The 26,043-nt window shown below is 62.3% G+C and carries 25 protein-coding genes and 2 pseudogenes; 11 read left to right on the top strand and 16 right to left on the bottom strand.

The window, feature by feature from the left end:
- Positions 1 to 215: 215 nt before the first annotated feature.
- The 3 genes from bamI to BLW24_RS10920 all read left to right on the top strand — a co-directional run bounded on the left by bamI (position 216) and on the right by BLW24_RS10920 (position 3,324).
- Positions 216 to 896, top strand: coding sequence for a biofilm-associated metzincin protease inhibitor BamI (gene bamI / locus BLW24_RS10930; protein WP_090380334.1), 681 nt, complete (start codon positions 216 to 218; stop codon positions 894 to 896).
- Positions 897 to 931: 35 nt separating this feature from the next.
- Positions 932 to 2,728, top strand: a complete 1,797-nt coding sequence (gene mep72, locus BLW24_RS10925; protein ID WP_090380331.1) for a biofilm-associated metzincin protease Mep72 — start codon at positions 932 to 934, stop codon at positions 2,726 to 2,728.
- Positions 2,729 to 2,793: 65 nt separating this feature from the next.
- Complete coding sequence (locus tag BLW24_RS10920) at positions 2,794 to 3,324, top strand: type II secretion system protein N (protein WP_090380328.1); 531 nt, start codon at positions 2,794 to 2,796, stop codon at positions 3,322 to 3,324.
- On the opposite strand, the gene BLW24_RS10915 is transcribed toward BLW24_RS10920, so the two are convergent.
- The 7 genes and pseudogenes from BLW24_RS10915 to BLW24_RS10885 form a co-directional block, all read right to left on the bottom strand.
- Positions 3,321 to 3,722, bottom strand: a complete 402-nt coding sequence (locus BLW24_RS10915) for a hypothetical protein (RefSeq protein WP_090380325.1) — start codon at positions 3,720 to 3,722, stop codon at positions 3,321 to 3,323. The genes BLW24_RS10920 and BLW24_RS10915 overlap by 4 nt on opposite strands.
- Before the next feature lie 30 nt (positions 3,723 to 3,752).
- Positions 3,753 to 4,833: pseudogene (locus tag BLW24_RS10910) on the bottom strand (NAD(P)-dependent alcohol dehydrogenase).
- Positions 4,834 to 5,011: 178 nt separating this feature from the next.
- Positions 5,012 to 6,355, bottom strand: a complete 1,344-nt coding sequence (locus BLW24_RS10905; protein WP_090380322.1) for a DUF1329 domain-containing protein — start codon at positions 6,353 to 6,355, stop codon at positions 5,012 to 5,014.
- Between the two features lie 183 nt (positions 6,356 to 6,538).
- Positions 6,539 to 7,258, bottom strand: coding sequence for a tRNA (guanosine(46)-N7)-methyltransferase TrmB (gene trmB / locus BLW24_RS10900; RefSeq protein ID WP_090380319.1), 720 nt, complete (start codon positions 7,256 to 7,258; stop codon positions 6,539 to 6,541).
- Positions 7,259 to 7,278: 20 nt separating this feature from the next.
- Positions 7,279 to 8,073: a thiazole synthase gene (locus tag BLW24_RS10895; RefSeq protein ID WP_090380316.1), complete on the bottom strand. Its 795-nt coding sequence runs from the start codon at positions 8,071 to 8,073 to the stop codon at positions 7,279 to 7,281.
- A gap of 57 nt (positions 8,074 to 8,130) precedes the next feature.
- Positions 8,131 to 8,331 carry a sulfur carrier protein ThiS gene (gene thiS, locus BLW24_RS10890; RefSeq protein WP_090380313.1) on the bottom strand — a complete coding sequence of 67 codons (201 nt, stop codon included), beginning with the start codon at positions 8,329 to 8,331 and terminating at the stop codon, positions 8,131 to 8,133.
- Between the two features lie 102 nt (positions 8,332 to 8,433).
- Entirely contained in the window at positions 8,434 to 8,820 is a 387-nt protein-coding gene (locus BLW24_RS10885; protein WP_090380310.1) for a DUF423 domain-containing protein, read from the bottom strand.
- Between the two features lie 67 nt (positions 8,821 to 8,887).
- Between BLW24_RS10885 and mtgA the strand changes: the two genes are divergently transcribed.
- Positions 8,888 to 9,625 (top strand): monofunctional biosynthetic peptidoglycan transglycosylase, encoded by a 738-nt coding sequence (gene mtgA, locus BLW24_RS10880; RefSeq protein ID WP_090380306.1) that lies wholly within the window; start codon positions 8,888 to 8,890, stop codon positions 9,623 to 9,625.
- Between the two features lies 1 nt (position 9,626).
- Here the strand turns inward: mtgA and BLW24_RS10875 are convergent, their stop codons facing one another.
- The 8 genes and pseudogenes from BLW24_RS10875 to BLW24_RS10845 all read right to left on the bottom strand — a co-directional run bounded on the left by BLW24_RS10875 (position 9,627) and on the right by BLW24_RS10845 (position 17,142).
- Positions 9,627 to 10,238 carry a hypothetical protein gene (locus BLW24_RS10875; RefSeq protein ID WP_090380302.1) on the bottom strand — a complete coding sequence of 204 codons (612 nt, stop codon included), beginning with the start codon at positions 10,236 to 10,238 and terminating at the stop codon, positions 9,627 to 9,629.
- 60 nt (positions 10,239 to 10,298) lie between these two features.
- Positions 10,299 to 11,153 (bottom strand): RNA polymerase sigma factor RpoH, encoded by an 855-nt coding sequence (gene rpoH / locus BLW24_RS10870; RefSeq protein ID WP_090380299.1) that lies wholly within the window; start codon positions 11,151 to 11,153, stop codon positions 10,299 to 10,301.
- Between the two features lie 109 nt (positions 11,154 to 11,262).
- Complete coding sequence (gene ftsX / locus BLW24_RS10865) at positions 11,263 to 12,282, bottom strand: permease-like cell division protein FtsX (protein ID WP_090380296.1); 1,020 nt, start codon at positions 12,280 to 12,282, stop codon at positions 11,263 to 11,265.
- The gene (ftsE, locus tag BLW24_RS10860) at positions 12,279 to 12,947 is read right to left on the bottom strand and encodes a cell division ATP-binding protein FtsE (RefSeq protein WP_090380293.1); all 669 of its coding nucleotides are present in this window, start codon (positions 12,945 to 12,947) and stop codon (positions 12,279 to 12,281) included. Before ftsE ends, ftsX begins: the two co-directional genes overlap by 4 nt.
- 1 nt (position 12,948) lies before the next feature.
- A complete protein-coding gene (ftsY, locus tag BLW24_RS10855; RefSeq protein WP_090380290.1) occupies positions 12,949 to 14,376 on the bottom strand; it encodes a signal recognition particle-docking protein FtsY in 1,428 nt (475 codons plus the stop codon).
- A gap of 208 nt (positions 14,377 to 14,584) precedes the next feature.
- Positions 14,585 to 14,842, bottom strand: a complete 258-nt coding sequence (locus tag BLW24_RS26985) for a TorF family putative porin (protein WP_338062063.1) — start codon at positions 14,840 to 14,842, stop codon at positions 14,585 to 14,587.
- A gap of 147 nt (positions 14,843 to 14,989) precedes the next feature.
- Positions 14,990 to 15,328: a TorF family putative porin gene (locus BLW24_RS26980; protein ID WP_338062062.1), complete on the bottom strand. Its 339-nt coding sequence runs from the start codon at positions 15,326 to 15,328 to the stop codon at positions 14,990 to 14,992.
- Positions 15,329 to 15,436: 108 nt separating this feature from the next.
- Positions 15,437 to 17,142: pseudogene (locus BLW24_RS10845) on the bottom strand (amidohydrolase).
- A gap of 108 nt (positions 17,143 to 17,250) precedes the next feature.
- Between BLW24_RS10845 and BLW24_RS10840 the strand changes: the two are divergent.
- The 5 genes from BLW24_RS10840 to BLW24_RS10820 all read left to right on the top strand — a co-directional run bounded on the left by BLW24_RS10840 (position 17,251) and on the right by BLW24_RS10820 (position 23,010).
- Positions 17,251 to 18,186 carry a LysR family transcriptional regulator gene (locus BLW24_RS10840; protein ID WP_090380287.1) on the top strand — a complete coding sequence of 312 codons (936 nt, stop codon included), beginning with the start codon at positions 17,251 to 17,253 and terminating at the stop codon, positions 18,184 to 18,186.
- Between the two features lie 265 nt (positions 18,187 to 18,451).
- A complete protein-coding gene (locus BLW24_RS10835) occupies positions 18,452 to 19,807 on the top strand; it encodes a M16 family metallopeptidase (protein WP_090380284.1) in 1,356 nt (451 codons plus the stop codon).
- The gene (locus BLW24_RS10830) at positions 19,800 to 21,278 is read left to right on the top strand and encodes a M16 family metallopeptidase (RefSeq protein ID WP_090380282.1); all 1,479 of its coding nucleotides are present in this window, start codon (positions 19,800 to 19,802) and stop codon (positions 21,276 to 21,278) included. Before BLW24_RS10835 ends, BLW24_RS10830 begins: the two co-directional genes overlap by 8 nt.
- Positions 21,278 to 21,886 (top strand): 16S rRNA (guanine(966)-N(2))-methyltransferase RsmD, encoded by a 609-nt coding sequence (gene rsmD / locus BLW24_RS10825; RefSeq protein WP_090380279.1) that lies wholly within the window; start codon positions 21,278 to 21,280, stop codon positions 21,884 to 21,886. The genes BLW24_RS10830 and rsmD overlap by 1 nt, the downstream gene beginning before the upstream one ends.
- A gap of 128 nt (positions 21,887 to 22,014) precedes the next feature.
- Complete coding sequence (locus tag BLW24_RS10820; RefSeq protein WP_090380276.1) at positions 22,015 to 23,010, top strand: hydrolase; 996 nt, start codon at positions 22,015 to 22,017, stop codon at positions 23,008 to 23,010.
- Between the two features lie 2 nt (positions 23,011 to 23,012).
- Here the strand turns inward: BLW24_RS10820 and BLW24_RS10815 are convergent, their stop codons facing one another.
- Positions 23,013 to 23,672 (bottom strand): TetR/AcrR family transcriptional regulator, encoded by a 660-nt coding sequence (locus BLW24_RS10815; protein ID WP_090380273.1) that lies wholly within the window; start codon positions 23,670 to 23,672, stop codon positions 23,013 to 23,015.
- A 236-nt stretch (positions 23,673 to 23,908) separates the two neighbouring features.
- Between BLW24_RS10815 and BLW24_RS10810 the strand changes: the two genes are divergently transcribed.
- The gene (locus BLW24_RS10810) at positions 23,909 to 25,351 is read left to right on the top strand and encodes a coniferyl aldehyde dehydrogenase (protein ID WP_090380270.1); all 1,443 of its coding nucleotides are present in this window, start codon (positions 23,909 to 23,911) and stop codon (positions 25,349 to 25,351) included.
- A 62-nt stretch (positions 25,352 to 25,413) separates the two neighbouring features.
- Positions 25,414 to 25,959 (top strand): twin-arginine translocation pathway signal protein, encoded by a 546-nt coding sequence (locus tag BLW24_RS10805; protein WP_090380267.1) that lies wholly within the window; start codon positions 25,414 to 25,416, stop codon positions 25,957 to 25,959.
- Positions 25,960 to 26,043: the final 84 nt, after the last annotated feature.

The following is a 26,043-nucleotide window of genomic DNA, read 5'->3' as shown; positions in this document are numbered from 1 at the left end:
GCGTTGCGACACCGCGCAGCAACGCCATAACCGAGCTGACTGGAACTGTGCCCCATTTCCAGCGAGACGTGGCACACTCTCCATATGAGACCAGCGTCCAAATTAAATAAGCTGGCCCTGCCCATACCCTCTGCCTGTGAACTGCATAACGAATAGCCGCAAAGGCTCTACCTAGACTGCGCAGCTTCAACTTTCCAGACTAATGGAGCAGTCGCATGTCAAAACGCTGGATTACAGCCGCAGTCGCCACCGCCATTGTCGGCGGCGTCTTGGGGGTCGTGCTCTCGGCTGACCTTGAGCAGCCAAAGCCAACCCAAGCAGCATCGAACAACAGCGAGGGCGGCAAATCGTCCGCGCCCAGCCAGAGCACAGCCGCGCCCGCGAGCCAGGCAGCCAGCCAAGGCGCCAGCGGCGTCTCCACCCTGCAGGCCAAACCGCCCGTGACCACTAGCAGCGCCGCACAGGCCACGCTCTGGGACGCAGACTCGCTGCAGGAAACCGAAAGCAATGGCATCACTCAGCACCTGACCCAGGTCGACCCACAGCAACTCAGCAACCTTGCGCTCGGCCAGGTGGTTTCCCTGGCACTGCCGGGGCGCAACAGCCCAACCCGCGCCACCCTCGGCGAAACCCGCAACACCGCCGGCAGCGCCGTATGGCAAGGCAGCCTGATCGATGGCGACGAGGTGGAAAGCATGACCCTGGTGAAGGGCGCGCTGGAGACCCATATCACCGTCGCCACGCTCGACGGCAGCCTGTCGATCATCATCGATAACGCCACCGGCAAGACGGTGATCACCGATGAAAACCAGCTGGTAATGCGGGCCGATCCCAACGACAGCCTGCACTACGACCATAAAGAACTGGCTCCGCTGCCACCGCCCACCCAGGGCTGATCACCGCTTACCCACATCGCACAAGGAATGCTGATATGAAAAAAGTGCAATGGCTCTCCGCCCTCGCACTGGCCCTGACCGCCCATAGCGCTCAGGCCAACCCGGAAACCGTCGACATCATGGTGCTCTACACCAAAGACGCGCAAAGCCTGCCTAACGGCCGCGATATCGACGCACGCATCGCCAGCTATATCGAATACACCAACACGGCCTACGCCAAAAGCGGCGTGAATATCCGCCTGCGCCTGGTACACAAGCAGCTGCTTGACTGGGCCAACTACTACGATGTGTCCGGCGCCAACCTCAACAAATTCACTGATGACGCCCAGGTAAAACGCCTGCGTGAGCAATACGGCGCCGACGTGGTACATCTGATCAACCGCACCACCCAGGGCCAGGGTTATGGCGTCTGCGGTATCGCCTGGATGGGTACTGGCGCGAAGAACAGTGATCGTTTCAACAGCGGCGCCAAGGAAATGGCCTATGGCCTGACCGCTGTCGACTGCAGCCTCAGCACCTTCGCCCATGAAGTTGGCCACAATATGGGCCTGCGCCACTCCTACGAGCAGGACCAGCAGGGAGGCTACTACAACGCCAACGGCCACAACGGCACCCACGAATGGAGCCGTGGCTACGGCGTCCAGGGTCAGTTCAGCACCATCATGGCCTACCCGCAGGTCTTCGGCGCGCGCAGTCGGGCGCCGGTATTTTCCAACCCACGCCTGAATGCCGCCGACTGCGCCAACCAGCCTTGCGGCATGCCCGATCGCTCCGATGCCGTGCGCTCGCTGAACGTCATGGCCACGCAGATCGCCGCCTTCCGCGCCACCCAGGTGCCAGTCACCAACAACCCCGGCACCGGCAACCCGACCACGCCACCGGCCGAGCTGCCCTGGTGCAGCAAACCCGCACTCAAGGGTTTGATCAGCAACGGCGAATTCAACAGCAACCAAGGCTGGCGTGCCCTGTTCGGTCAGGCGCAGCTGAGCCTGGTCAATGTGGCACTGAACTGCCGCGACAACGCACTGCAGATGGATGCACAGGCCTTCGATGTACTGGCCACACCGGCCACCGGCCTGACTACCGGCGCGAAATATCGCCTGAAAGCCAAAGCCATGCTCAAGGCCCGCGACAGCCGTGAGAACGTACGCGTGGCGATCCTCCGGGAAAGCACTGACGGCCGCTTTACTTACAGCGTCGAGCAGACAGCAAACCTGTCGGTGACCGGCAACGAGTTCAGCCGCCTGGAAAAGACCTTCACCTACACAGCCCCAAGCAACGTGCGCAATCTGTATGTGGCGATCTGGAGCGACAGCGGCAGCAGCCTGCTGGTCGATGAAGTCGAGCTGCAGGAAGCCCAAGCCGCTGCGCCACCAACTCCGCCGGCACCGACCCAGTTCGGCTGGAACTTCGAGAACGGCATTGGTGGCTGGTCTGGCTTCTATGGCAGGGCCCGCGCCAGCACGTTCGCCAACGGCAGCCGCCAGGCTCTGGAAGCTTATCAGCGTCAGTACGAAGGCTCTGGCGCAAGCGTCAGCCTGCTCGGCAATGTTCAGGCCGGTAATCGTTATCGCGTCTCGGCCGATCTGAGTATTGGTCGTAGCAGTGCGGTCAGCGCCATCGCCTATGCCTATCTGTATGTCGAAGATGGCAATGGTCGTGGCCAGTACCTGCCACTTGGCCAGCGCACCACCCGTGGTGGCAGCTGGAGCAAGTTGCAGCATGAAGTACAGCTGCCAGCCGGCACCCTGCGCCGCGCCGATCTGCTGATCCTTGGCACGCAACGCGGACAGTCGTTGTTTATCGACAACGTCAGCATCGGCAAGCTGTAAGAAGCCGTAGTACCCAAGCCCATGGCTGCCTTAGCAGCCATGGGCTTTTTCATTAAGGAATTTTTATGTTGCAACCCAGCCAACCGGCCCAGCCAGTTATCTCGGAACACTTGATCACCGGCGTGTGTCTGCTGCTTCTGCTGGCCGGCAGTATCAGCCTGGCTTATCAGGGCGCGGCGTTCTGGCGCTTACTGCATAGCCCGATCAACCTGACGCCCGTGCAGCAAGCCCCTGTACAACCGGTTATAGATCAGCAGCAGTTGGCGAAATTGTTCGGTGTCCCTCTACTCGACAGTAGCGGCCCGGCTCCGGCCACCGCCCTGCAACTGACCTTGATGGCTGCCTTCAATCACCCACAAAGCAGCCGCTCCAGCGCCATCATCGGCAGAGATGGCCAGGTCCCTGAGCGTTTTATGGTCGGCGCCACCATCGCCCCAGGCGTCACCCTTGAGAGTGTGCAGCGCCAGCATGCCACCCTGCTGCGCCACGGTCGCCGCGAGAGCCTGCACTTCCCGGACAAACCCAGCCAGCCGCTTACACCTGCAGCCAACCCCATCGCTAGCGGATTGCTCAGTCAGGCCAGCAGCCGCAACTAAAACCCGGCAGCGCCTATCTCGACTGGCACGACCTCGAACCTGTCCTGCTTGGAGATCAGCTGAAATGCCCGCAGCCTGGCATCGCCATAGCCTTGCGCATTGGTAAAGCGGTCATGCATCAGTACGACCAGGTCCGGATAAGGAAACACCCCAGGGTTGAAGTGGCCTACCGCCAGCAGCTCACTGGTTTCCCGCTCGACCAGCGGCGGCGCCAGACGCACCAGTTGGCCGCGATGATAAACGCGGTAATGGCTGCTCTTGCCCAGGGCAAAACTGCTTTCATTGAACTGGCGAATCGACCAACTGCCAGCCACCTCCTGAATACTGCGCTCACTCTGGGTGCTGCAACCTGTCAGCAGCAGCGCCACCACTAACAGATAGCCATGCAGTTGCCACATTACGCCTCCCTGGCCATGCCGCTATCGGCCTCAGTGAAAGGGTTTTATCGCCACCTTGAGCACGCCGTCGCGCTGGTGAGCAAAGAGATCATAGGCCGCGACGATGTCATCCAGCGAATACTGGTGTGTCACCAGCGCGCCGAAATCGACGCGCCCGGAGGCCACCACATTGATCAGCCGGCGCATGCGTTCCTTGCCGCCCGGACACAGTGAGGTAACGATCTTGTGGTCACCCAGCCCGGCATGAAACGCCGCCAGGGGAATCAGCAGATCCGTTGAATACACCCCCAGACTGGACAACGTGCCACCCGGCTTGAGCACCCGCAGTGCGCTTTCGAAGGTGGATTGCAGGCCCAATGCCTCGATGGCCGCATCCACACCACGGCCCCCGGTCAGACGCAGGATCTCCTCGACCACATCAACCTGATTGAAATTCAGCGTGACGTCCGCACCCATCTTGCGCGCGATCTGCAAACGCTGCTCGACGCCATCGACCACGATGATGCTGCTCGCCCCGCGCAGCTTGGCCCCGGCCGTGGCGCACAGGCCAATTGGCCCCCTGGGCGAACACCGCCACCACATCACCAATCTTGATATTGGCCGCCTCCGCACCGGCAAACCCGGTGGACATGATGTCCGGGCACATCAGTACCTGCTCGTCAGCCAGGCCATCCGGCACCGGGGCGAGATTTCCCTGAGCATCCGGCACCAACACGTATTCGGCCTGGGTGCCGTCGATGCTGTTGCCAAAGCGCCAGCCGCCCATGGGTTTGTAGCCATGGCAGCTGCAGCCGCCATCCTGGGAGGAATGACCGTCCTGGCTGGCGTAGGAGCTGAAACTCGGACAGATGGCCCCGGCAATCACCCGCTGCCCTTCCTGGTAACCCTGCACGTTGCTGCCCAGCTTCTCGATGATGCCGACCGGCTCGTGGCCGATGGTCAGCCCCTTGGCTACCGGGTACTCACCCTTGAGGATGTGCACATCGGTGCCGCAGATGGTCGTGGTGGTAATCCGCACCAACGCATCATTGGGCCCCACGGGAGGAATAGGCTTGCCCACCAGTTCGATGCGTCCAGGCTCGATGAACACCGCTGCTTTCATCATGCTCATGGTCAGGCTCCTTGTATGCGCTAGCACAGAGCCCTGAATGTAGTCGGGTGACTACCCGGCATCTTGTCCTGCATCAATGCCTGGCACAGCCAGGGCAATGCCCCAGAGCCGCAGATAAGCGATCAACAGGCATAAAAAAACCGCCTGCAAGAGGCGGTTCTTTCAGTGCGACCGAGGCTCAGTTACCTTCGCGGCGCAGTGCCTGCGGGGTGAAATCGCGCGGCGTCAGCTTGGCGTTGAAGTTGTACATCGGCTCGTTGTTATCCAGGCCGTCGACAAAGTAACGCTTGCCCTTGAAGTCGTAGATGGTCTCCAGGGTGCTGCCGAACATCGGCACGTCGTAGTAGCTGATCGGATGACTTTCCTGCACACCGCTCAGCTCGCCGTTCTTGTCGTAAAGATCGGCGGCGAGAATCTGCCAGCTGTCCTCGTCGATGTAGAAGCGGCGCTTGGCATAAGGGTGACTAAAGCCCTTGCGCAGCGTGGCATCGACCACCCAGACGCGGTGCAGCTCATAACGCAGCAGTTCCGGATTCACGGTATTGCTGCGCAGGATGTTGTCGTAGGGGATGCCCTTCTGGTGCACGGCGTAGCTGTTGTACGGCACCAGCATTTCCTGCTTGCCGACCAGGTTCCAGTCGTAACGATCCGGCGCACCGTTGTAGGAGTCGACCACGTCGGCGGTAGCCATGCCGTTGGTGTCCGGCTGCAGGGTGTCGTAGGCCAGCATCGGCAGGCGGCGCACGCGGCGCTCGCCGCGGTTGAAGCGCCAGGCTTTGCGGATCGCCAGCACCTGATCGAGGGTTTCCTGCACCACCAACGCCGAACCGGAGAGTTTGGCCGGGGCGACCACCTTGTACTTGTAGTAGAACAGGGTGTTGTCCAGGTCCTGCGGGCTGACACCTTCACGGCCGTAGAGGAAGTAGATGTCACGTTCCAGTTTGAGCAGGTTATAGGCACCGTTGCTCAGTACCGCCGCCTGGTTGGTGACGAAGCTGATCTTGTCGCCACGGTAACGCATGATGTGGTTCCAGATGGTTTCCTGACCGGTTTTCGGCAGCGGGAAGGGGATACCAGCGGCAGCACCGTCGACGCCGTTACCGCCGGAAATCAGCTCGGCGGTCTGCGCGTTGAAGCGCGTAGCGTCATAGATGCGCTGCGGCGCTGCGGCGCTACGACGGGTCGGGAATACTCGCAGGGCGTAATCGGGATTTTTTTCCAGCAACGCCTTGAAGCCCGCCGGCAGCTGCGCCTGGTACTGCGCCAAGTTCTGGCTGTTGACCTGGTACAAGGGCGCATCAGCGCTGTAAGGGTCAGGGTGATGCATGCCCGACTGGTAGTTGGCCGGCGGTTGTGCCAGGCCACCATCCCAGGCGGGGATGGTACCGGCGGCATTGCCCGCACGCTCACCGCCCAGCGGTGTCAGGTCCTGGCCCAGGCGCGCAGCATGGGCACTGTCGACTTTGGCCTGTGCCTGTAGCGCGCACGTAGCCAGCAGCAGAATTGAAAGCGTTCTCAACACAGCGATCTCCTCGCAGCCTGGCCTGAGGCAGGGCTGCTGTTTTTATGACCGGGGCAGTGCTGCCCGGGTTTATGTGCCGTCTTGGTGAGGAGCCGTCCTGGCGGGCGTCGGATTATTCCGATCTTGTGCAATCATCCCTGTGCTTATGGTCTTGCTGCGCCGATACCTCAGCGCGTGAATCAATCAGTCGATGCGCTGGAACTTCAGATCCCATACGCCATGCCCCAGACGCTCGCCGCGACGCTCGAACTTGGTGGTCGGACGCTCCGTTGGGCGCGGCACATACTGGCCGTCCTCAGCCTGATTCTGGTAACCGGGCGCGACATTCATCACTTCCAGCATGTACTCGGCGTAAGGCTGCCAATCGGTGGCCATGTGCAACACACCGCCGACCTTGAGCTTCTGCCGCACCAGCTCGGCAAACGCCGGCTGCACGATACGCCGCTTGTTGTGCTTGGCCTTATGCCAGGGATCCGGGAAAAATAGCAGCACCCGATCCAGGCTGGCATCGGCCACACAGGTGCGCAGTACGTCCATCGCATCGCAGCTGTAGACACGCATATTGCTGAGGTTCTGCGTCATCAGGCCGTTGAGCAGGGCGCCAACGCCCGGGCGATGTACTTCCACCCCGATAAAGTCCTGCTCGGGCGAAGCGGCGGCCATTTCCAGGGTGGAGTGGCCCATGCCGAAGCCGATTTCGAAGGTGCGCGGCGCAGTACGACCAAACACTTGGTCGAAGTCGCGCAGGCCATCCTCCAGTTGCAGACCAAACTTCGGCCAGCCCTGATCGAGGCCACGTTGCTGGCCTTCGGTCATGCGCCCGGCGCGCATCACGAAACTCTTGATCGCGCGGTGCTTGGAAGTGTCTTCAGCCGGCTCAGGCTGTTGTGGCAAATCAGTCATGCTGTGCTCTTAAAGTGCTTTTACTTAATCAGACCATCCAGCGGCGACGAGGCGCTGGCATAAAGCTTCTTAGGCATGCGCCCGGCCAGGTAGGCCATGCGCCCGGCGATGATCGCGTGCTTCATCGCTTCGCCCATAAGAATCGGGGTCTGCGCGTGGGCAATTGCGCTGTTCATCAGCACCGCCTCGCAGCCCAGTTCCATGGCAATCGTCGCATCGGACGCGGTGCCGACACCGGCATCGACCAGAACGGGAACGGTCGCTTCTTCGAGGATGATGCGCAGGTTGTATGGGTTGCATATGCCTAGCCCGGTGCCAATCAGACCGGCCAGAGGCATCACCGCGATGCAGCCCATGGCGGCCAGTTCGCGGGCAATGATCGGGTCATCGCTGGTGTACACCATCACGTCGAAGCCGTCCTTGACCAGCACCTCAGCGGCCTTGAGGGTTTCGATCACATTGGGGAACAGGGTCTTCTGATCAGCCAGCACTTCCAGCTTGACCAGCTTGTGCCCATCGAGCAGCTCACGGGCCAGACGGCAGGTACGCACCGCTTCGACAGCGTCGTAGCAGCCGGCGGTATTCGGCAGGATGGTGTACTTGTTCGGCGAAATCACATCCAGCAGGTTCGGCTCGCCCGGGTTCTGCCCGATATTGGTACGGCGCACCGCCACGGTAACGATCTCGGCACCCGAAGCCTCGATGGCCAGGCGGGTTTCTTCAAGGTCCTTGTACTTGCCGGTACCGACCAGCAGACGCGACTGGTAGGTACGACCGGCCAGGGTAAAGGGCTTGTCGCTGGGCGCATGGCTCATGGGTAATCCTCGTGAAGGTGGGCGGCTGTCTGAACGCGATAAACCGATGAGCGGGGATCAACCACCGCCAATGGCGTGGACCACTTCAACCTGGTCACCCTCGCGCAAAGCGGTGGTGGCGTGCTGGCTGCGCGGCACGATATCCAGATTGAGTTCGACCGCCACGCGCCGTCCGGTCAGGTCCAGACGCCCGATCAACCCGGCGACGGTTTCCCCGTCGGGCAATTCGAATGCTTCACCGTTTAACTGAATACGCATGACGGCTCGGTCACAACTGAGAAAAGGGCCTGCATTCTAGCCTGATCATGGGCGCCGACCAAGGCTAAAGGCTACCACTCGTCCTGCTTTCTGACTTGTGGGTCAGGCGTTACTGCGCGCACCCAGCTTCCAGGCCGCCACGCCCAGGCACAGCCAACCGGCGAGAAACGCCAGGCCACCGAAGGGAGTGACCACGCCCAGGGCACTGATACCGCTCAAGGTCAGCACATACAAACTACCGGAGAACAGCACGACCCCCAAGGCAAACAGGGCGCCAGCACAATTGACCAGCGGCGCGGGGCGCAGGATGGCTAACAGGCCAACGCCGAACAGCGCCAGGGCGTGAATCAGCTGGTAATGGGTGCCGGTTTGAAACACCGCGAGATAAGCCGGCGTTAGCTGGTTTTTCAGGCCATGCGCAGCAAAGGCGCCCAAAGCGACACCGGTAAAACCGGCACAGGCGGACAGCAATAACCACAGACGAGCCATGCATCACTCCAGCTATATAAACAGGGCTAGCTATAATGGCCGGCAAACTCATCCCGGCCAAGCACGCATGTTTCGATCCCTCGTCCGTCGACTGCTCAAACTCCTGCTTTGGCTGATGCTCGCCTCGGTCTTGCTGGTGTTGTTACTGCGCTGGGTGCCGCCACCCGGCAGCGCACTGATGGTTGAGCGCAAGATCGAGTCATGGATCATGGATCAGCCCATCGACCTGCAGCGCAGTTGGCGCCCCTGGAGCGAACTGCCGGATGATCTGAAGATGGCAGTGATTGCCGGCGAGGACCAGAAGTTCGCCGAACACTGGGGCTTCGATGTCGCGGCTATCCAGGCAGCTCTGCAACATAACCAACAAGGCGGCTCGCTGCGCGGCGCCAGTACCCTTAGCCAGCAGGTGGCGAAGAACCTGTTTCTCTGGTCTGGGCGCAGCTGGCTGCGCAAGGGTATCGAGGTGTGGTTTACCGGTTTGATCGAGCTGCTCTGGCCCAAGCAGCGGATTCTCGAGGTGTACCTCAACAGCGTCGAGTGGGGTGACGGCGTGTTCGGTGCCGAAGCAGCGGCGCGGCATCACTTCAAGGTCGGCGCGCCCTACCTGTCACGCCAGCAGAGCAGCCTGCTGGCCGCCGTGCTGCCCAACCCGCGTGAGTGGAGTGCCAGCCGCCCGAGCGCGCACATCAGCCGCCGGGCCGGCTGGATTCGTCAGCAAATGTGGCAACTGGGTGGCAGCCACTACCTCAACCGCCTGCAACCCAGCCGCCCCGACTGGTGGCCGGACTGGTTAAAGGGCGTTTAAGTCAGCGCTGTTTCAGCAGATGCCGCGGCACGGCATAAAGGAAGTACAGCTCGTCATCCTGCAGGTGTGCGGTCATGCCCAGTTCGGGATAAACCCAGGCCTGCCCCTCGACCAACTCCAGGGTCAGACGCGGCTGACCGATGCTGGCGGCCAGTCGCGCAACATCCAGCGGCGCCGGCGGAAGCAAGGTCAGCGCAATAATCGGGCGATTGGCCAATGGCACCAGCAACTGGCTGCTCAGCGGCTGTTCCTTATCCGTCGGTTTTAACCCTGCAGCGCCCAGCAAACTTTCGCGCTCGGCCTTGTCCAGACCGACTTCCGCTTCCAGCGACCATTTTTCATCGCCGTCCGGCAACTCACCGCGATACAGCAGGCGTGCGCCATCCAGGTTCGGCTGCAGCCATAGTTCGCCTTCCAGAGCATCGCTCAGGTGGACCAGGCTCAGCCGATCATCGGCCAGCGGCGTAAGCACCCTGGTTTGCCATTCAGCCAGCCAAGGCAGGGGTTGCGCGTCCGGCTGCGGACGCATCAGCCAAGCGCCCCAGGCAAAGAACAAGGCAGCGACTACGGCAAAGATCAGCCAGTGCTGCGGACGTATGGGCGTAAATTTCACGGGCTTTTCCTTGGGCAGAAAAAAGCCGCACCTGGGTGCGGCTTCTGACAGTAGCGCGATTTACGCGGAGATTGAGCCCTTGAGCTTGTTCATCGCGTTCTTTTCCAGCTGACGGATGCGCTCGGCCGATACGTTGTACTTGGCGGCCAGGTCATGCAGCGTGGCTTTCTCTTCAGCCAGCCAGCGCTGGTAGAGGATGTCACGGCTGCGCTCATCCAGACCTTCCAGCGCTTCGTGCAGATTGGCGGTGGAGCTGTCACTCCAGTCGGAATCTTCCAACTGGCGCGCAGGGTCGTAGCGGTGGTCTTCCAGGTAATGCGCCGGCGACTGGAAGGCGCTTTCGTCGTCCGCCTCGGCAGCCGGATCGAAGGCCATGTCATGGCCAGTCAGGCGGCTTTCCATCTCGCGCACTTCACGCGGTTCAACACCCAAGCTTTCGGCAACGGCATGTACTTCGTCGTTGTTCAGCCAGGCCAAACGCTTCTTCTGGCTGCGCAGGTTGAAGAACAGCTTGCGCTGCGCCTTGGTGGTGGCGACTTTGACGATGCGCCAGTTCTTCAGAATGAACTCGTGAATTTCGGCGCGAATCCAGTGCACGGCGAACGACACCAGGCGCACACCCATTTCCGGATTGAAACGCTTGACCGCTTTCATCAGGCCGACGTTGCCTTCCTGAATCAGGTCGGCTTGGGCCAAACCGTAACCGGAGTAGCTGCGGGCGATATGCACAACAAAACGCAGGTGAGCCAGCACCATTTGCCGGGCGGCTTCGAGGTCTTGTTTGTAGAAGAGACTTTCCGCCAGTTCACGCTCCTGCTCGGGGGTCAACAGCGGGATGCCGTTTACCGCATGCACGTATGCCTCCAGGTTGGCACCCGGAACCAGAGCATGAACAGGTTGCAAAGAAGTGGACATTTGAATCCTCCGACTTACGAATCGTGGAGCAGTCTAGCACTGCCCCATGGGACTTTGTACCGCGGTACAAGCTCCCTTACACATAGTCAATATCAAGCAAAACAATAACTTATCTTGGAGCCAGCTCGTTCAGGTGACGAGCAACCGCCAGCCAGGCGCCAATATAGCCCAACAGCACCGCGCCGAGCAGCAGGGATAGACCATCGGCCATCGGCACGCCATCCAGGGCGAAGTCGCTGCCGTACAAACCGGCCAGACGCACCACGGCGTCGTTTAGCCAATCTAGGCCAAAGGCCAGCAGCAACCAGGCAAACACGCCCGCGCCAATCCCGTACAGCGCGCCCATATAAAGGAAAGGACGACGCACATAGCTGTCGGTACCGCCGACCAGCTTGATCACCTCGATCTCGGTGCGACGGTTCTCGATATGCAGACGAATGGTATTACCGATCACCAGCAGCAGCGCCATCACCAGCAGCAGGGTCAGGCCGAAGACAAAGCGCTCACCCAGTTTGAGCATGGCGCTCAGGCGCTCGACCCAGAGCAGATCCAGCTGCGCCTGCTGCACCCGCGGCAACTCGGCCAGGCGCAGGCGCAAGGCTTCCAGGGCAATCTTGTCGCCCTGCTGCGGCGTGACCACGATCACCCCAGGCAACGGGTTATCCGGCAACTCCTTGAGCGCTTCACCCAGCCCCGACTGCTGCTGGAACTCGTTCAGCGCCTGTTCACGGCTGATCCATTCGGCCTCTTCGACATCATCCATTGCCGCGATCTGCTCACGCAGCACCTGGCCCTGGGCATCCGTGGCGTCAATTTGCAGAAATAGGGAAATCTGCGCCGCGCGCTGCCAGGACACGCCCAGGCGCTCGACGTTATCCAGCAGCAGCGCCAAGCCCATAGGCAGGCTCAGGGCCACGGCCATCACCAAACAGGTGAAAAAACTGCCGATCGGCTGCTTGCCCAACCGGCGCAGACTGTCGACCAGGCTGGCGCGGTGATTCTCCAGCCAGGCGTGCAGCTGATGGGTAAAGCTCGGGCCATCGTCGCCCGGCGTTGGTGCTTCGGATTTCTTCGGTGCAGCACCGACGCGCTGCGCCGGTTGCGGAGGCGGCATACGGGTGGCGCTCATGCGGCCTCCCCGTCGCCGATCAGGCGGCCGCGCTGCAGGGTCAACATGCGGTGGCGCATGCGCGCGATCAGCGCCAAATCGTGGCTGGCAATCAGCACGGTGGTGCCGAGGCGGTTGATGTCTTCAAACACCCCCATGATCTCGGCCGCCAGGCGCGGGTCGAGGTTACCGGTGGGCTCATCCGCCAATAACAATGCCGGGCGATGCACAACGGCGCGGGCAATACCGACGCGCTGCTGCTGACCGGTAGACAGATCACCCGGGAACTGCCCGGCCTTGTCGGCCAGGGACACGCGCTCCAGGGCGGTGCGCACGCAGGTGCCGATTTCGTCCTTGGACAGGCCGAGAATCTGCAGTGGCAGCGCCACGTTGTCGAATACGCTGCGGTCGAACAGCAGCTGGTGGTTCTGGAACACCACGCCGATCTGTCGACGCAGAAACGGAATCTGTGCATTGGTGATATGCGACAGATCCTGCCCGGCCAGCAACAGCTTGCCGCTACTCGGCCGTTCCATCGCCAGCAACAGGCGCAACAGGGTGCTCTTGCCGGCACCGGAGTGCCCGGTGACGAACAGGAACTCACCACGGCGTACGTGGAAGCTCAGTTCGTGCAGCCCGATGTGGCCGTTCGGGTAGCGCTTACCGACCTGCTCGAATTTGATCATCCTATTTCTCCGCGAACAGGGCCTGAACGAAGGCATCGGCCTCAAAGGTGCGCAAGTCATCAATACCCTCGCCCACCCCGATATAACGAATCGGCAAGGCAAACTGCTTGGCCAGGGCAAAGATCACCCCGCCCTTGGCGGTGCCATCCAGCTTGGTCAGCGCCAGGCCGGTAAGGTTGACCGTCTGATTGAACTGTTTGGCCTGATTGATGGCGTTCTGCCCGGTACCGGCGTCCAGCACCAGCAGCACTTCGTGCGGCGCGGTGTCATCCAGCTTGCCGATTACCCGGCGGACCTTCTTCAGTTCTTCCATCAGGTTGTCTTTGGTATGCAGGCGCCCCGCAGTGTCTGCAATCAATACGTCCATGCCGCGCGATTTAGCCGCCTGCACCGCATCGAAGATTACCGATGCGGAGTCGGCGCCGGCGTGCTGGGCAATTACCGCAATCTGGTTGCGCTCGCCCCACACCTGCAGCTGCTCAACGGCGGCGGCGCGGAAGGTATCACCGGCGGCGAGCATGACTTTCTTGCCATCCTGCTGCAGTTTTTTCGCCAGTTTGCCGATGGTGGTGGTCTTGCCGGCGCCGTTCACGCCGACCACCAGAATCACATAGGGCTGTTTGCTACTGTCGATTTTCAGCGGCTGCTCGACCGGCTTGAGCAGCGCGGTCAGCTCGTCCTGCAGGGCCTTGTACAGCGCGCCGCTGTCGGCCAGCTCCTTGCGTGCCACGCGCTTGGTCAGGTTGCCGATGATCGCAGTGGTGGCCTCGACGCCAACGTCGGCGGTCAGCAGGCGGGTTTCCAGGTCTTCGAGCAGCTCATCGTCGATGGCTTTCTTGCCGAGAAACAGGCTGGCCATACCCTCGCCCAGGCTGGCGCTGGTTTTCGACAGCCCCTGCTTGAGGCGCTCGAGAAAGCCGGCGCGGGTTTCTTCGGCGTTTTTGGCCGGAGCGGCAACAGGTTGCACGACTGCAGGCTCGATCACTGGCGGCGCGACGACCGGCTCAACCAGCGCAGGCTGTTCAATATGGGCATGCAGCACTTCGCTGCCGGCATTGATACGGAAACGCGACGGCCGTGGCTGTGGGTTGGCTTCGCTGGCTTCAGGCAGCGCGGGAGCGACAGTCGGCTCAACCGGAACGGGGACCACTGACGTAGGCTGTGGCTCGACAACGACTTCTGCGGGAATGACTAGCGACTCAACTGGCGCAGCGACTTCGCTTACCGGCGCAACGGGTGCAGGTGCGGTCTCGGCAACAGCCGGAGCAGCAGGCTGCTCGCTGACGGGCGCCGGCTGCGGTTCAGGGCTGCTCGGCGCCTGCGGCTTCTTGCGCAGCCAGCCGAACAGGTCTTTCTTCTCTGCGGGCTTCTCGGCAGAGGGCGGCGCAGCAGGCGCGGGGGTGTTCTTGTCGTCGTTGGAACCAAACATGGAGGACGGCTATCTCGAAAGGTGCGACACGCCGGTACAAGGCTCAGAAAGTATTACCCACGCAGCGCAACAGAGTTGAAGAGTGTGCGCAGTAATACCCGGATGCCCCAGCAGACACGGCCGCCAGTAAAACGGATGCGTATCCTAGCACCTCCGCGCCCGCTGGCGCTAAGGCCAAGCGGGCGCGTCCGACGGCATGTGTTGCTCCCTAGAAGGTCTTACTGGCGCTGGCGACGACGGTCGGCCCGCACAGGTCGTCGTAGCCGCTGAAGTTCAAACACTCGGCTTTCGACTGGTCGGTATCGATGTAGCTCAGCCCCCAGGTCACGCCGATCAGATCGCGAGTCAGGTCGACCTGCCAGTAGTCATAGCGCTGCCGCGACTTGCTGAAGTCTTCGTTCCAGAGCACATCGTCCTTGTAGTCGACGTTGCCGTAGCGGGCATCCAGGGCTACGTCCAACGGCAACAGGGTGCGATAGCCGATATACGCGTTGAGCTTGTCGTCATCGGTATCGACCGAATACTTGCCGCCTACATAGGCGCCGTAGGCCTCCAGGGTGACGATGATGTCGCTGCTGTTGAACTGGCTTTCGCCTGGGTAGGTGTACTTGCTTTACATCGTATCCAGGCTGATGTTGTCGTTGATCTGCCAGTAGTAGCCGGCGTAGTAGTCGACTTCCTGGCGGGTGCCGTAGTTATCGTCATTTTCCCAGTCGTAGCCAAAGTTGACATGGCTAGTCCAGCCCCCAAGGTAAGCACCGCTGACATGGCTGAGCATCACATCGAGCTGTGCGGCTGGGTCTCCGAGGGTTTGCGAGACGCCGTCGGAGCGGTAGTCGCTGACCACTTTGGGGGTGATCAGCAGGGCAAACTGATCATTCAGTTCTACTACCTGGCTGCAGAGGGGCTGCAGCGCCAGGCTGGTAAGGGTGAGGATGGCTAATACGCGCATTGGCTTTTCCTTATTGTTATGGGTCTGTGACGCCTGCTGGACAAGGCTCCGCCCGCCCTGCCCCATGCGGGGAGCAGTGCCGATAAGGCGGAGCGGGCGGAGTCTGGGTCAGGAAGCCGGGGCGTAAACCTGCTTGCCGGCGAAGAAGGTGCGCAGCACCTGGGTGTCGAACAGCTCTTCATCGCTGACCTTGAACACATCGCGGTCGAGGACGATCAGGTCAGCCTGCTTGCCAGGTACCAGGGAGCCGATCTGGCTGTCCAGGCGCAGGGCCTTGGCGGCATTCAGGGTGTAGGCCTGGAACATGGTCTGCCGGTCGATACTTTCCTTGGCATTCAGCACGCCCATTGGCCCCTTGCGAGTGCTGGCCTGGGCGATGGCATTCCACGGGTTGGGGCTGGAAACCGGCCAATCGCTGGCCCCGGCAATGGTCGCACCGGCCTGGTGCAGCGAACGCGCCGGGTACTGGTACTGATAGGCGGCGGCGCTGACGTAGGGCTTGACCAGTTCCTCGGTGTAGGTCTCGGCGGTGGCCCAGAGCAACTGCATCGAGGCGATCACACCGAGCTGCTTGAACCGCGCAAACTCCTTGGGATTGACCAGCTGCAGGTGGCTGATGCTGTGCGGCACCGCTGCCGGCTTGAGCGAGCGGGCGTACTCGAAGCCGTTAGCGCTTCACGCACCGCGCGGTCGCCGACCGCATGCACATGCATGATCCAGCCGCGCTGCTCCGCCGCCACGGCCAATTGGCCGAAGTTCTTCGGGTCGATCAGCAGCTCTCCGCGCTTGAGGCTGTTCTTGAAGGGGTCGAGCAGCGCAGCGGTCTGCCCTGGGAACTCCATCACGCCATCGGCGAAGATCTTGATCCCGGGGAACGTCAGGTTCGGCACGCCCTGAAACTGCTGCATAACCTTGTCCAGCACCTCGAGATCAGCCGGTTTGCTCTGCGGGTGAGTAATCAGCAGCGCCGCAACGTGGGCGCTGAGTTCGCCGTTCTCAGCCAGCTTGCGGTACAGCGGCAGCACGCCGACATCCTGCTCGGTGGGGCGCAGCTCGAACAGTGAATCGCCACTGCCGGCATTGGCCGCGGCGTCCATCCAGGCGGTAACGCCGACCTGGTTATTGACCTTCACCGCCTCACGCGCAGCATTGAGCATCACCTCTTCAGTGGGCGCGGGCAGTTGGCTGCGCACCCGATCCCAGCCGTTTTCCGCCAGGTAGCCGCTGGGCGTGAAGTCGGCGCCATGGCCGATATAGTTGCGTTCCTTCTCCGGCAGGCTTTGCACCAGCGCCGCATCGATCTTCACCCGCGCGAGCATGGCGTTGTTGGCCCAGCCGGTATGCCCGTCGATGCCATTCAGCACCACCGGCTGCTCCGCGCTCTGCTCCCAATAGCCCGAGCTGGCGCCGGAGATGACGATGATATCGCCCACCCGCGCCACTCCGGCCTGACCCTGGGCGATGATCCACTGCTCCAGCTCGACCAGCGGTTTGACTTCGTCATACAGGTTGGCGCCCATGCTGTCGTAGGCCGCCGCCACCGGATGGCTGTGGGTGTCGATCATGCCCGGCATAAGCACCTTGCCCGCCAGGTCGATCAGCTGCGTATCGGCATCGGCCAGGGCCTTGATCTCGGCATCAGTGCCTACCTTGAGAATCTTGCCATCCGCCACCGCGACGGCCTGCGCCAGGGGTTGGCCGGGTTCTGCGGTGTACACCTTGCCGTTAAATAGCAGCAGGTCGGCGGCCGCCATGGCTTCCATCGAGGAAAAAGCCATGGCGGCGACCAACAGGCTTGGAATAAATCGTTGCATTGCCTTAGCCTCTTGTTCTTATTAGTTTCGCCGCGAGACTAGCGCCTGACGCAGCGGTACAGAACCGCAGCGCCAAGCAAAAAGCTTTTGCCAAACAGGAAAAAATCCATGGACAAGCTCAGCGCCCTGAGCATGTTTGTCGCCACCGCCGAGCACGGCAGTTTTAGCCGCGCGGCCGAGCAGTTGGGTAAAACCCCCTCGGCCCTGACCAAGGCGATCAGCCATCTGGAAGCCGAGCTGGGCGCGCAGCTGTTCGAGCGCAGCACCCGCCGTACCGCACTGACCGAGGCCGGACGGCTCTACCTGGATACCGCGCGCCAGGTGCTGCAGCGCCTACACGATGCCGGTGAGGAGATCGGCCAGCTCAAGCACGGCCTGCACGGCAACCTGCGCCTGACTGCGCCGCTGGGCTTTGGCCGGGCGTTTCTCGATGAGGCGTGTGGTGGCTTTCTCGTCGCCAACCCGCAGATTCGCCTGCGGGTGGATTTGTGCGACGCCTTTGTCGATCTGGTCGAAGGCGGTTATGACCTGGCCCTGCGCGAGGGCCGCAGCGACCTGCCGGGGCTGATCGCCAAACCCCTGGGGCACAACCGTATCGTGCTGTGCGCCAGCCCGGCCTACCTGGCCGCCACCCCAGCGCCATTGCACCCGCAGCACTTCGCCCAGCACCAATGGCTGCTCTATCGCCACCCATCGCTGGATCAGCACTTCTGGTGGCTGGCGCAAAAGGGTGTGCGCCTGCGCGTCCCAGTACCGAATGCCCGCCTGGAAAGCGACAACTACGACTTATTGTTAGCCAACACCCTCAGCGGCGCCGGCCTGTACGGCTGCCCGACCTGGAGCGTGCGGCCCTATCTGGACAGCGGCCAACTGGTGCAAGTGATGAGCGAATATGACTTCGACCCGGATGCCTTCGGCCCGCTGATCCTCGCCGTATACCCCAGCCATCGGCGCGCCACGCGCAAGGTGCAGGCCTTTATCGATTACCTGGCAGCGTTTCTCGACGCCCGCGGGTTGGGCCTCAACCCCGCCACCGATACCTGAACAATTGCTACGGCGCAGGCGGAACCGGCCCACAGCGGCAAGGTCTCACAGTTCTGTTGCACGCCGCTTGCCGTTAGAATCCGCCCCTGGCCTGAGCCGCCCGAAAGCCGAGGCGATGCAGATCAGAAACAGGTTCTATGGATTGACTGCCGCAACACGCCATACTCTGCCGCAGGTTTGCCCAACACCTCATACCTGCGCTCCACAGCGTGCCGAGTCGCCCTCCGCGCCACGGCAACATGTCATTTACGGTGAACAGATTCCCATGCCAACGCTTGCCCATCGTGTCGCCGCCCTATGTTTCGGCGTGCTCTTTACACCGCTGCTGGCCCTGGCCGCGGAAACCCAACCGACCCACGAATTCAGCCTGGACAATGGCCTCAAGGTGATCGTGCGTGAAGACCACCGCGCGCCAGTGGTAGTCAGCCAGCTCTGGTACAAGGTCGGCTCCAGCTACGAGACGCCTGGTCAGACCGGCCTGTCCCATGCCCTCGAACACATGATGTTCAAGGGCAGCCGCAAGCTCGGCCCCGGCGAAGCCTCGCGCATCCTGCGTGAGTTGGGCGCCGAGGAAAACGCCTTTACCAGCGACGATTACACCGCCTACTACCAGGTGCTGGCCCGTGACCGCCTGGCCACCGCCCTGGAACTGGAAGCCGACCGTCTGGCCAGCCTCAAACTTCCGGCCGACGAGTTCGCCAAGGAAATCGAGGTGATCAAGGAAGAGCGCCGCCTGCGCACCGACGACAAGCCGTCGAGCCTGGCCTACGAGCGCTTCAAGGCCATGGCCTACCCCGCCAGCGGTTACCACACGCCGACCATCGGCTGGATGGCCGACCTTAAGCGCATGACCGTCGAGGAGTTGCGCGCCTGGTATGAGGCTTGGTACGCGCCGAACAACGCCACCCTGGTGGTAGTCGGCGACGTCAGCGTCGCCGAGGTGAAGATCCTCGCCGAGCGCTACTTCGGCGCCATCCCCAAGCGTACGGTACCGACGGCAAAAGCGCCGCGTGAGCTGGCCGCACCGGGCGAACGACGCATCACCCTGCACCTGAAAACCCAGCTGCCAAGCCTGATGATGGGCTTCAACGTGCCAGGCCTGGCCACCGCCGAACAACCGCGCCAGGTGCACGCGCTGCGCCTTGCAGCCGCCTTGCTCGATGGCGGCTACAGCGCCCGCCTGCCGACCCGCCTGGAACGTGGCGAGGAACTGGTGTCCGGCGCATCTGCCTGGTACGACGGCTTCTCCCGTGGCGACAGCCTGTTTATCCTGTCCGCCACGCCCAACGTGCAGACCGGCAAGACCCTGGAGCAGGTCGAAGCCGGCCTGTGGCGCGAACTGGAGGATTTGAAGAACACCCCGCCGAGCGCCGAAGAGCTGGCCCGTGTGCGTGCGCAAGTGATCGCCGGCCTGGTCTACGAGCGTGATTCGATCACCAGCCAGGCTACCGCCATTGGCCAACTGGAAACCGTCGGTCTGTCGTGGAAGCTGATCGATCAGGAACTGGCCGAACTGGAGGCCGTGACCCCGGCCGATATCCAACAAGCCGCCAGCACCTTCTTTACCCGCGACCGCCTGAGCGTCGCCCATGTTCTGCCTGAGGAGAAGCGCAATGAGTGAGCGCAATGGCCTGCGCTACGGCCTGCTCGGCCTGGCGCTACTGATATTGCTGGCGCTGCTGGCCCTGGTGATCAACCGCTCGACTAGCAGCCCAACCCCGACTCCCGCCGAGTCGACCAGCATCGAATCCCTAGCGGCCCTTGGCGATCAGCCACCGAGTCGCCGTGACCTGAATATCCAGACCTGGCAAACCGCCGAAGGCGCCAAGGTGCTGTTCGTCGAAGCCCGCGAACTGCCGATGTTCGACCTGCAACTGACCTTTGCCGCCGGCAGCAGCCATGACGACGGCACCGCCGGCTTGGCCATGCTGACCAACGCCATGCTCAACGAAGGCGTGCCGGGCAAGGATGTCGGTGCAATTGCCGCCGGCTTCGAAAACCTCGGCGCCAACTTCGGCAACGGCGCCTACCGCGACATGGCCATCGCCAGCCTGCGCAGCCTCAGTGCGGCGGACAAACGCGAGCCGGCTCTGCAGCTGTTCAATCAGGTGCTCGGCCAGCCGACCTTCCCCGAAGACGCCCTGGCGCGAATCAAGAACCAGCTGCTGGCCGGCCTCGAGTACCAGAAGCAGAACCCCGGCAAGCTGGCCAGCCTGGCGCTGTTCGAGCGCCTGTACGGCACGCACCCGTACGCCCACCCGAGCGACGGCAATGCCGAGTCGATTCCGGCAATCACCCGTGAGCAATTGCAGGCTTTCCACGCCAAGGCCTACACCGCCAGCAATGCGATCATCGCCCTGGTCGGCGACCTCTCGCGCAGCGATGCCGAAGCGCTGGCCAACCAGGCGTCCGCTGCCCTGCCGCAAGGCCCGGCACTGCCGCGCATCGCCCAGCCGGAAACACCCGAACCCGGCCTGCAACACATCGAGTTTCCGTCGAACCAGACCCACCTGATGATCGCCCAGCTCGGCATCGATCGCCGCGACCCGGACTATGCCGCACTCTACCTGGGCAACCAGGTATTCGGCGGCGGCGGTTTCGGCACCCGCCTGATGACTGAAGTACGCGAGAAGCGCGGCCTGACCTATGGCGTCTACTCCGGCTTCAGCGCCATGCAGGCGCGCGGCCCCTTTATGATCAACCTGCAGACCCGCGCGGAGCTCAGTGACGGCACCCTGCAACTGGTCAAGAGCATGCTCGCGGACTTCATCAAGGATGGCCCGACTAGTGATGAGCTGAACAACGCCAAGCGCGAGCTGGCCGGCAGCTTCCCGCTGTCCACCGCGAGCAACGCCGCGATCGTCGGACAGCTCGGCTCCATGGGCTTCTATGACCTGCCGCTGAGCTATCTGGAAGATTTTATGCGTGACGTCGAAGCGCTGAGCGTGGAACAGGTCAAGGCCGCCATGGCCAAGCACCTCAACCCCGACGCCTTAGTGATTGTCACCGCCGGTCCGAGCGTGGCGCAAAAAGAACTGCCGCCACCCACCGACCGCCCCGCCGAACAACCTTCTGGCGTCCCGGAGCACTGATGAGCAAGCGACCCAAGCCGCCGAAAGCCAATCCCGCCCATAGTGGCGATGGCCAGCTGCGGATCATCGGCGGGCAATGGCGCTCACGCCAGTTCAACTTCCCCATGGCCGCCGGCTTGCGGCCAACGCCAAACCGCGTACGGGAAACCCTGTTCAACTGGCTGGCGCCCTACGTCGAAGGCGCCAAAGTGCTCGACCTGTTCGCTGGCAGTGGTGCGCTGTTTCTTGAAGCACTGTCGCGCGGTGCCGGCAGCGCCCTGGCCCTGGACCTCAATCCTGCCGCCATCGCCAGCCTGCGCGGCCACCTGCAAACGCTGAACTGCGACAACGGCCAGCTGCAGCAGACCGACGCCTTGCTCTACCTGCAGAACTCGGCGGCGACGCCGTTTGATCTGGTGTTTCTCGACCCACCGTTCAACCAGAACCTATTACTCCCAGCCTGCCAGTCCTTAGAAAACAACGGCTGGCTGGCGGCCGATGCCTGGGTCTACACCGAAAGCGAAAATTCACCGTCCAGCCTGGGCCTGCCCGGCAACTGGCGCCTGCACCGCGAGCAGAAGGCGGGACAGGTGCATTACGCGCTGTGGCAGCGCACAGCCGTAGCCTGAGGGGGAACCTTGGGCTTCACCCTGTGAAGCCCAACCTCGGTCAGGTTCTGTTATTCGCCCCACTCATATAGCTTCCGTTTCACCGCTCAAGGCCCTAGCCTGAGCGCTTTCCCAAGCGATACCTGTCCATGACCACGCCCTTCAAACCCGCCTGGTGGCTGCCCGGCCCGCACCTGCAAACCCTGTGGAACCCAATGTGTCGCCAGCCGGCGAAGCTTGAGCGCACGCGCGAACGGTTGTGGCTGGAAGATGGCGACTTTCTTGATCTGGACTGGCACGGCCCGCATGACGCCAGCACCCCGCTGGTGTTGGTGCTGCACGGCCTGACCGGCTCATCCAACTCGCTGTATGTGCTGGGTTTGCAGCAACAACTGGCAACCCAGGGCTGGGCCAGCGTGGCGCTGAACTGGCGCGGCTGCTCCGGCGAGCCCAACCTGCTCGCCCGCGGTTACCACTCAGGGGCCAGCGAGGATCTGGCGGAAACTGTGCGCCACCTGCGCGCTCAGCGACCGATGGCGCCGCTGTATGCCGCGGGCTATTCGCTCGGCGGCAATGTGCTGCTCAAGTACCTCGGCGAGACGGGCGCAGACAGCCAGCTGCAGGGGGCGGTGGCGGTGTCGGTGCCGTTTCGTCTGGATCAGTGCGCCGACCGCATCGGCATGGGCTTTTCCAGGGTCTACCAGAGCCACTTTATGCGCGAGATGGTGGCTTACGTGAAAGACAAGCAGCGCCTGTTCGCTCACCAGGGCATGGCAGACCGGCTGTCCACCCTGGAGAAACTCGGCCCGCTGGACAATATGCGCACCTTCTGGGATTTCGACGGGCGCATCACGGCGCCGCTGCACGGTTACGCCGATGCCGATGACTACTACCGGCGCGCCTCCAGCCGCTACTTCCTCGGCCAGATCGAGACGCCGACGCTGATTATCCAGGCCGCCGACGATCCCTTCGTCTTTACCCACAGCCTGCCTGAAGCCAGCGAGCTATCACCCAGCATCGAATTCGAGCTGCACGCCCACGGCGGCCATGTCGGCTTTGTCGAAGGCAGCCTGAGCAAACCGGGTTATTACCTGGAGCGGCGCATTCCGCAGTGGCTAGCCGAGCAGGCGGGCAACCCCCTCTAGACTCAGATCACCTGCTCTAGCGGCACATGCAGCTTGGCGTACAGCGCCTCTACAGCCTCGCGCGCTTGCGGGGCGATATAGCCGCCCTCCAGCGTCAGCACCTGGTAGATGCCACGGCGCAGCATCTCTTGGCTGAGGTCGCCGGGGTTGCCGCGGGTGGTGCAGAGAAAGCGCACCCAGGAGGTCATGATGATCCAGCTGTTGAGGGTCAGCGCCTCGATCTGCGGCGCATTCATCAGCAGGATGCCGGCCTCGACAAAGCCCTGATAAATGCCCTGCGCGCGCTGTAGGCAGCGCTGCGAGAACAGCTTGTAGCGCTCAGCCAGCTCGGCGTCGCTATCGAGCAGGTGCTCCAGATCGCGGTGCAGAAAGCGGTAGTGCCACATGGCAGCGAGCAGCGCTTCCAGATAGAAGGTCTTGTCCTGCACCGTCAGCGCGCGGCCTTCGGGGCGACGCAGAAAAGTGTCTACCTGGCTTTCGTAGAGGCTAAACAGCTCGGCGATGATCGCCTGCTTGTTACGGAAGTGGTAGTACAGGTTGCCCGGTGAAATCCCCAGGTGCGCGGCGATATGGTTGGTCGTGACACTGCGCTCACCCTGAGCGTTAAACAGCGCCAGGCTCTCCTGAATAATACGTTCGCGGGTTTTCAGTGGGGCTGACATAGCAACTCGATCTCGGCTCAAAAGCCCGGCAAAGGTACAGGCAGAACGATCAGAAGTGTTACCGGAAAAAGCCGCGGAAACATGCGCTAACTTTTCGTTGGGCTGCATCCGTCGGCTGACAGCGTCATGCTATTTGACAGATTAGAGCAATTGCCCTAAAAATCCAGCACACCTTTTCTGCAGCGACCTCAGCTCAGCTGACGCACTGCATTGCTGGAATGCCGAGGAGTTACACCATGGTCGCCGACGTCGCTTACCTAGAACAAAGCCTGCAACGCAGCCAACAGCAGCTCAGCCAGCTGGAGAGCAGCTTTGCCCGGCAGCGCCAGGCATTCAAGGCCAACCCGATGCCTTCGGCGGAACAGCGCATTCAGTGGCTGAAAGTACTTACCCAGCTACTCACCGACTCTCAAGAGCAGCTGATCCAAGCGATCTCCCAGGATTTCAGCAACCGCAGCGCCGACGAAACCCTGCTCGCCGAGCTGATGCCCAGCCTGCATGGCATCCATTACGCGAGCAAACGCATCAAGAAATGGATGAAACCTTCGCGGCGCAGCGTTGGCATGCAGTTTATGCCAGCCTCGGCCAAGGTGATCTACCAGCCGCTGGGCGTGGTCGGGGTGATCGTGCCGTGGAACTACCCGCTGTTCCTCGCCATCGGTCCGCTGGTCGGCGCGCTGTCTGCCGGCAACCGGGTGATGATCAAGATGAGCGAATCGACCCCGGCCACCTCACAGCTGGTCAAGGATCTGCTGGCCAAGGTCTTCCCCGAGGATCTGGTAACCGTGGTGCTGGGCGAGGCGGAAGTCGGCATGGCCTTCTCCAAACTGCCGTTCGACCACCTGCTGTTCACCGGCGCCACCAGCATTGGCAAACACGTGATGCGCGCCGCCGCCGACAACCTGACCCCGGTGACCCTGGAGCTGGGCGGCAAGTCGCCGGCCATTGTCAGTGCCGACGTACCGCTGAGCGACGCCGCCGAGCGCATTGCCTTCGGCAAGACCATGAACGCCGGCCAGACCTGCGTCGCACCGGATTACGTGCTGGTGCCGAAAGACCGCGTAGAGGGCTTTGTCGAGGCTTATCGCAACGCGGTGCAGAGCTTCTACCCGCAACTCAAGGACAATCCGGATTACACCGCGATCATCAACGAGCGTCAGCAGCAACGCCTCACTGGCTACCTGCAGGACGCCGAAAGCAAGGGCGCGACCATCATTCCGCTGTACCCCGAAGCCCAAGGCCGGCGCATACCGCAGGCCGTGCTGCTGAACGTGACGGATGAGATGAAGGTGATGCAGGACGAGATCTTCGGCCCGCTGTTGCCGATCATCCCCTACGACAAGCTGGAAGACGCCTTCGCCTTTATCAACGAGCGCGACCGGCCACTGGCGTTGTATTACTTCGGCTACGACAAGAGTGAGCAGCAGCGCGTGCTGCACGAGACTCATTCGGGCGGCGTGTGCCTTAACGACACCCTGCTGCACGTGGCCCAGGACGACATGCCATTCGGCGGCGTCGGCCCATCCGGCATGGGCCATTACCATGGCCACGAAGGCTTCCTGACCTTCAGCAAGGCCAAGGGCGTGTTTATCAAGCAGCGCCTGAACGCCGCCAAGCTGATCTACCCGCCATACGGCAAGTCGATCCAGAAGCTGGTGTACAAACTCTTCGTTCGCTAACCCTTCCTCTGCAGGAGCGGGCTAACCCGCTCCTGCATCAGCCTGTTTGAGTGATAACAACAATGCACGACAGCACTCTCGCAGCCCCCGGCCTGTCGCGGCGCGGCCTGCTCAAGATCGGCCTGATGGGCTCGGCATTTCTCGCCACCGCCGGGCTGACGGCCAGCCTCAGCGGCTGCTCGGCGAGCACACCGAAAGCCGGCTTTGCGGTGATCCGCAAGTCCGACCTGGCCTTTCTCAATGTCCTGATCCCGGTGATGCTGGCTGGCGCGGTCACGGCCGAGAAGATGCCACAAGCCGTGGCGGGCACCCTCGCCAACCTCGATTACAGCCTTAGCCACCTGTCACCGGAGCTGCTCAAGCTGACCGTGCAGCTGTTCGACGTGTTGGCCATGCCAATCACCCGAGGCCCGCTGACTGGCGTCTGGGGCAGCTGGGAAAACGCTTCGAGCGCCGATGTACAGGCGTTTCTCGACCGCTGGCAAGACAGCTCCATCGGCCTGCTGAAGATGGGCCACGCCTCGCTGCTGCAACTGGTGATGATGAGCTGGTACAGCCGAGCAGAGTCCTGGGTGCATTGCGGCTACCCCGGCCCTCCGACTGTTTGACCACGATCTGCTGCGCGTCGGCCATGCCGCGTTAAAAATGGCCTCGGACGGTGACTTGTCACCGAACGCCCGAAGGGCGGCCCG

The organism is Pseudomonas anguilliseptica (assembly GCF_900105355.1).
GTDB lineage: Bacteria > Pseudomonadota > Gammaproteobacteria > Pseudomonadales > Pseudomonadaceae > Aquipseudomonas > Aquipseudomonas anguilliseptica.
The sequence above is the reverse complement of the archived record's forward strand: the minus strand, read 5'-3'. Positions and strand labels throughout refer to the sequence as shown.

Bases quoted from the DNA above. Each gene is read 5' to 3' on its own strand.
- ftsX (WP_090380296.1), bottom strand. From the start codon at position 12,282: ATGAGCGCCACCCGTATGCCGCCTCCGCAACCGGCGCAGCGCGTCGGT.
- BLW24_RS26980 (WP_338062062.1), bottom strand. From the start codon at position 15,328: ATGCGCGTATTAGCCATCCTCACCCTTACCAGCCTGGCGCTGCAGCCC.
- BLW24_RS10885 (WP_090380310.1), bottom strand. From the start codon at position 8,820: ATGGCTCGTCTGTGGTTATTGCTGTCCGCCTGTGCCGGTTTTACCGGT.
- bamI (WP_090380334.1), top strand. From the start codon at position 216: ATGTCAAAACGCTGGATTACAGCCGCAGTCGCCACCGCCATTGTCGGC.
- BLW24_RS10815 (WP_090380273.1), bottom strand. From the start codon at position 23,672: ATGTCAGCCCCACTGAAAACCCGCGAACGTATTATTCAGGAGAGCCTG.
- BLW24_RS10895 (WP_090380316.1), bottom strand. From the start codon at position 8,073: ATGAGCCATGCGCCCAGCGACAAGCCCTTTACCCTGGCCGGTCGTACC.
- ftsE (WP_090380293.1), bottom strand. From the start codon at position 12,947: ATGATCAAATTCGAGCAGGTCGGTAAGCGCTACCCGAACGGCCACATC.
- mep72 (WP_090380331.1), top strand. From the start codon at position 932: ATGAAAAAAGTGCAATGGCTCTCCGCCCTCGCACTGGCCCTGACCGCC.
- BLW24_RS10810 (WP_090380270.1), top strand. From the start codon at position 23,909: ATGGTCGCCGACGTCGCTTACCTAGAACAAAGCCTGCAACGCAGCCAA.
- BLW24_RS10820 (WP_090380276.1), top strand. From the start codon at position 22,015: ATGACCACGCCCTTCAAACCCGCCTGGTGGCTGCCCGGCCCGCACCTG.
- ftsY (WP_090380290.1), bottom strand. From the start codon at position 14,376: ATGTTTGGTTCCAACGACGACAAGAACACCCCCGCGCCTGCTGCGCCG.
- thiS (WP_090380313.1), bottom strand. From the start codon at position 8,331: ATGCGTATTCAGTTAAACGGTGAAGCATTCGAATTGCCCGACGGGGAA.
- mtgA (WP_090380306.1), top strand. From the start codon at position 8,888: ATGTTTCGATCCCTCGTCCGTCGACTGCTCAAACTCCTGCTTTGGCTG.
- rpoH (WP_090380299.1), bottom strand. From the start codon at position 11,153: ATGTCCACTTCTTTGCAACCTGTTCATGCTCTGGTTCCGGGTGCCAAC.
- rsmD (WP_090380279.1), top strand. From the start codon at position 21,278: ATGAGCAAGCGACCCAAGCCGCCGAAAGCCAATCCCGCCCATAGTGGC.
- BLW24_RS10830 (WP_090380282.1), top strand. From the start codon at position 19,800: ATGAGTGAGCGCAATGGCCTGCGCTACGGCCTGCTCGGCCTGGCGCTA.
- BLW24_RS10915 (WP_090380325.1), bottom strand. From the start codon at position 3,722: ATGTGGCAACTGCATGGCTATCTGTTAGTGGTGGCGCTGCTGCTGACA.
- BLW24_RS10835 (WP_090380284.1), top strand. From the start codon at position 18,452: ATGCCAACGCTTGCCCATCGTGTCGCCGCCCTATGTTTCGGCGTGCTC.
- BLW24_RS10920 (WP_090380328.1), top strand. From the start codon at position 2,794: ATGTTGCAACCCAGCCAACCGGCCCAGCCAGTTATCTCGGAACACTTG.
- BLW24_RS10840 (WP_090380287.1), top strand. From the start codon at position 17,251: ATGGACAAGCTCAGCGCCCTGAGCATGTTTGTCGCCACCGCCGAGCAC.
- trmB (WP_090380319.1), bottom strand. From the start codon at position 7,258: ATGACTGATTTGCCACAACAGCCTGAGCCGGCTGAAGACACTTCCAAG.
- BLW24_RS10805 (WP_090380267.1), top strand. From the start codon at position 25,414: ATGCACGACAGCACTCTCGCAGCCCCCGGCCTGTCGCGGCGCGGCCTG.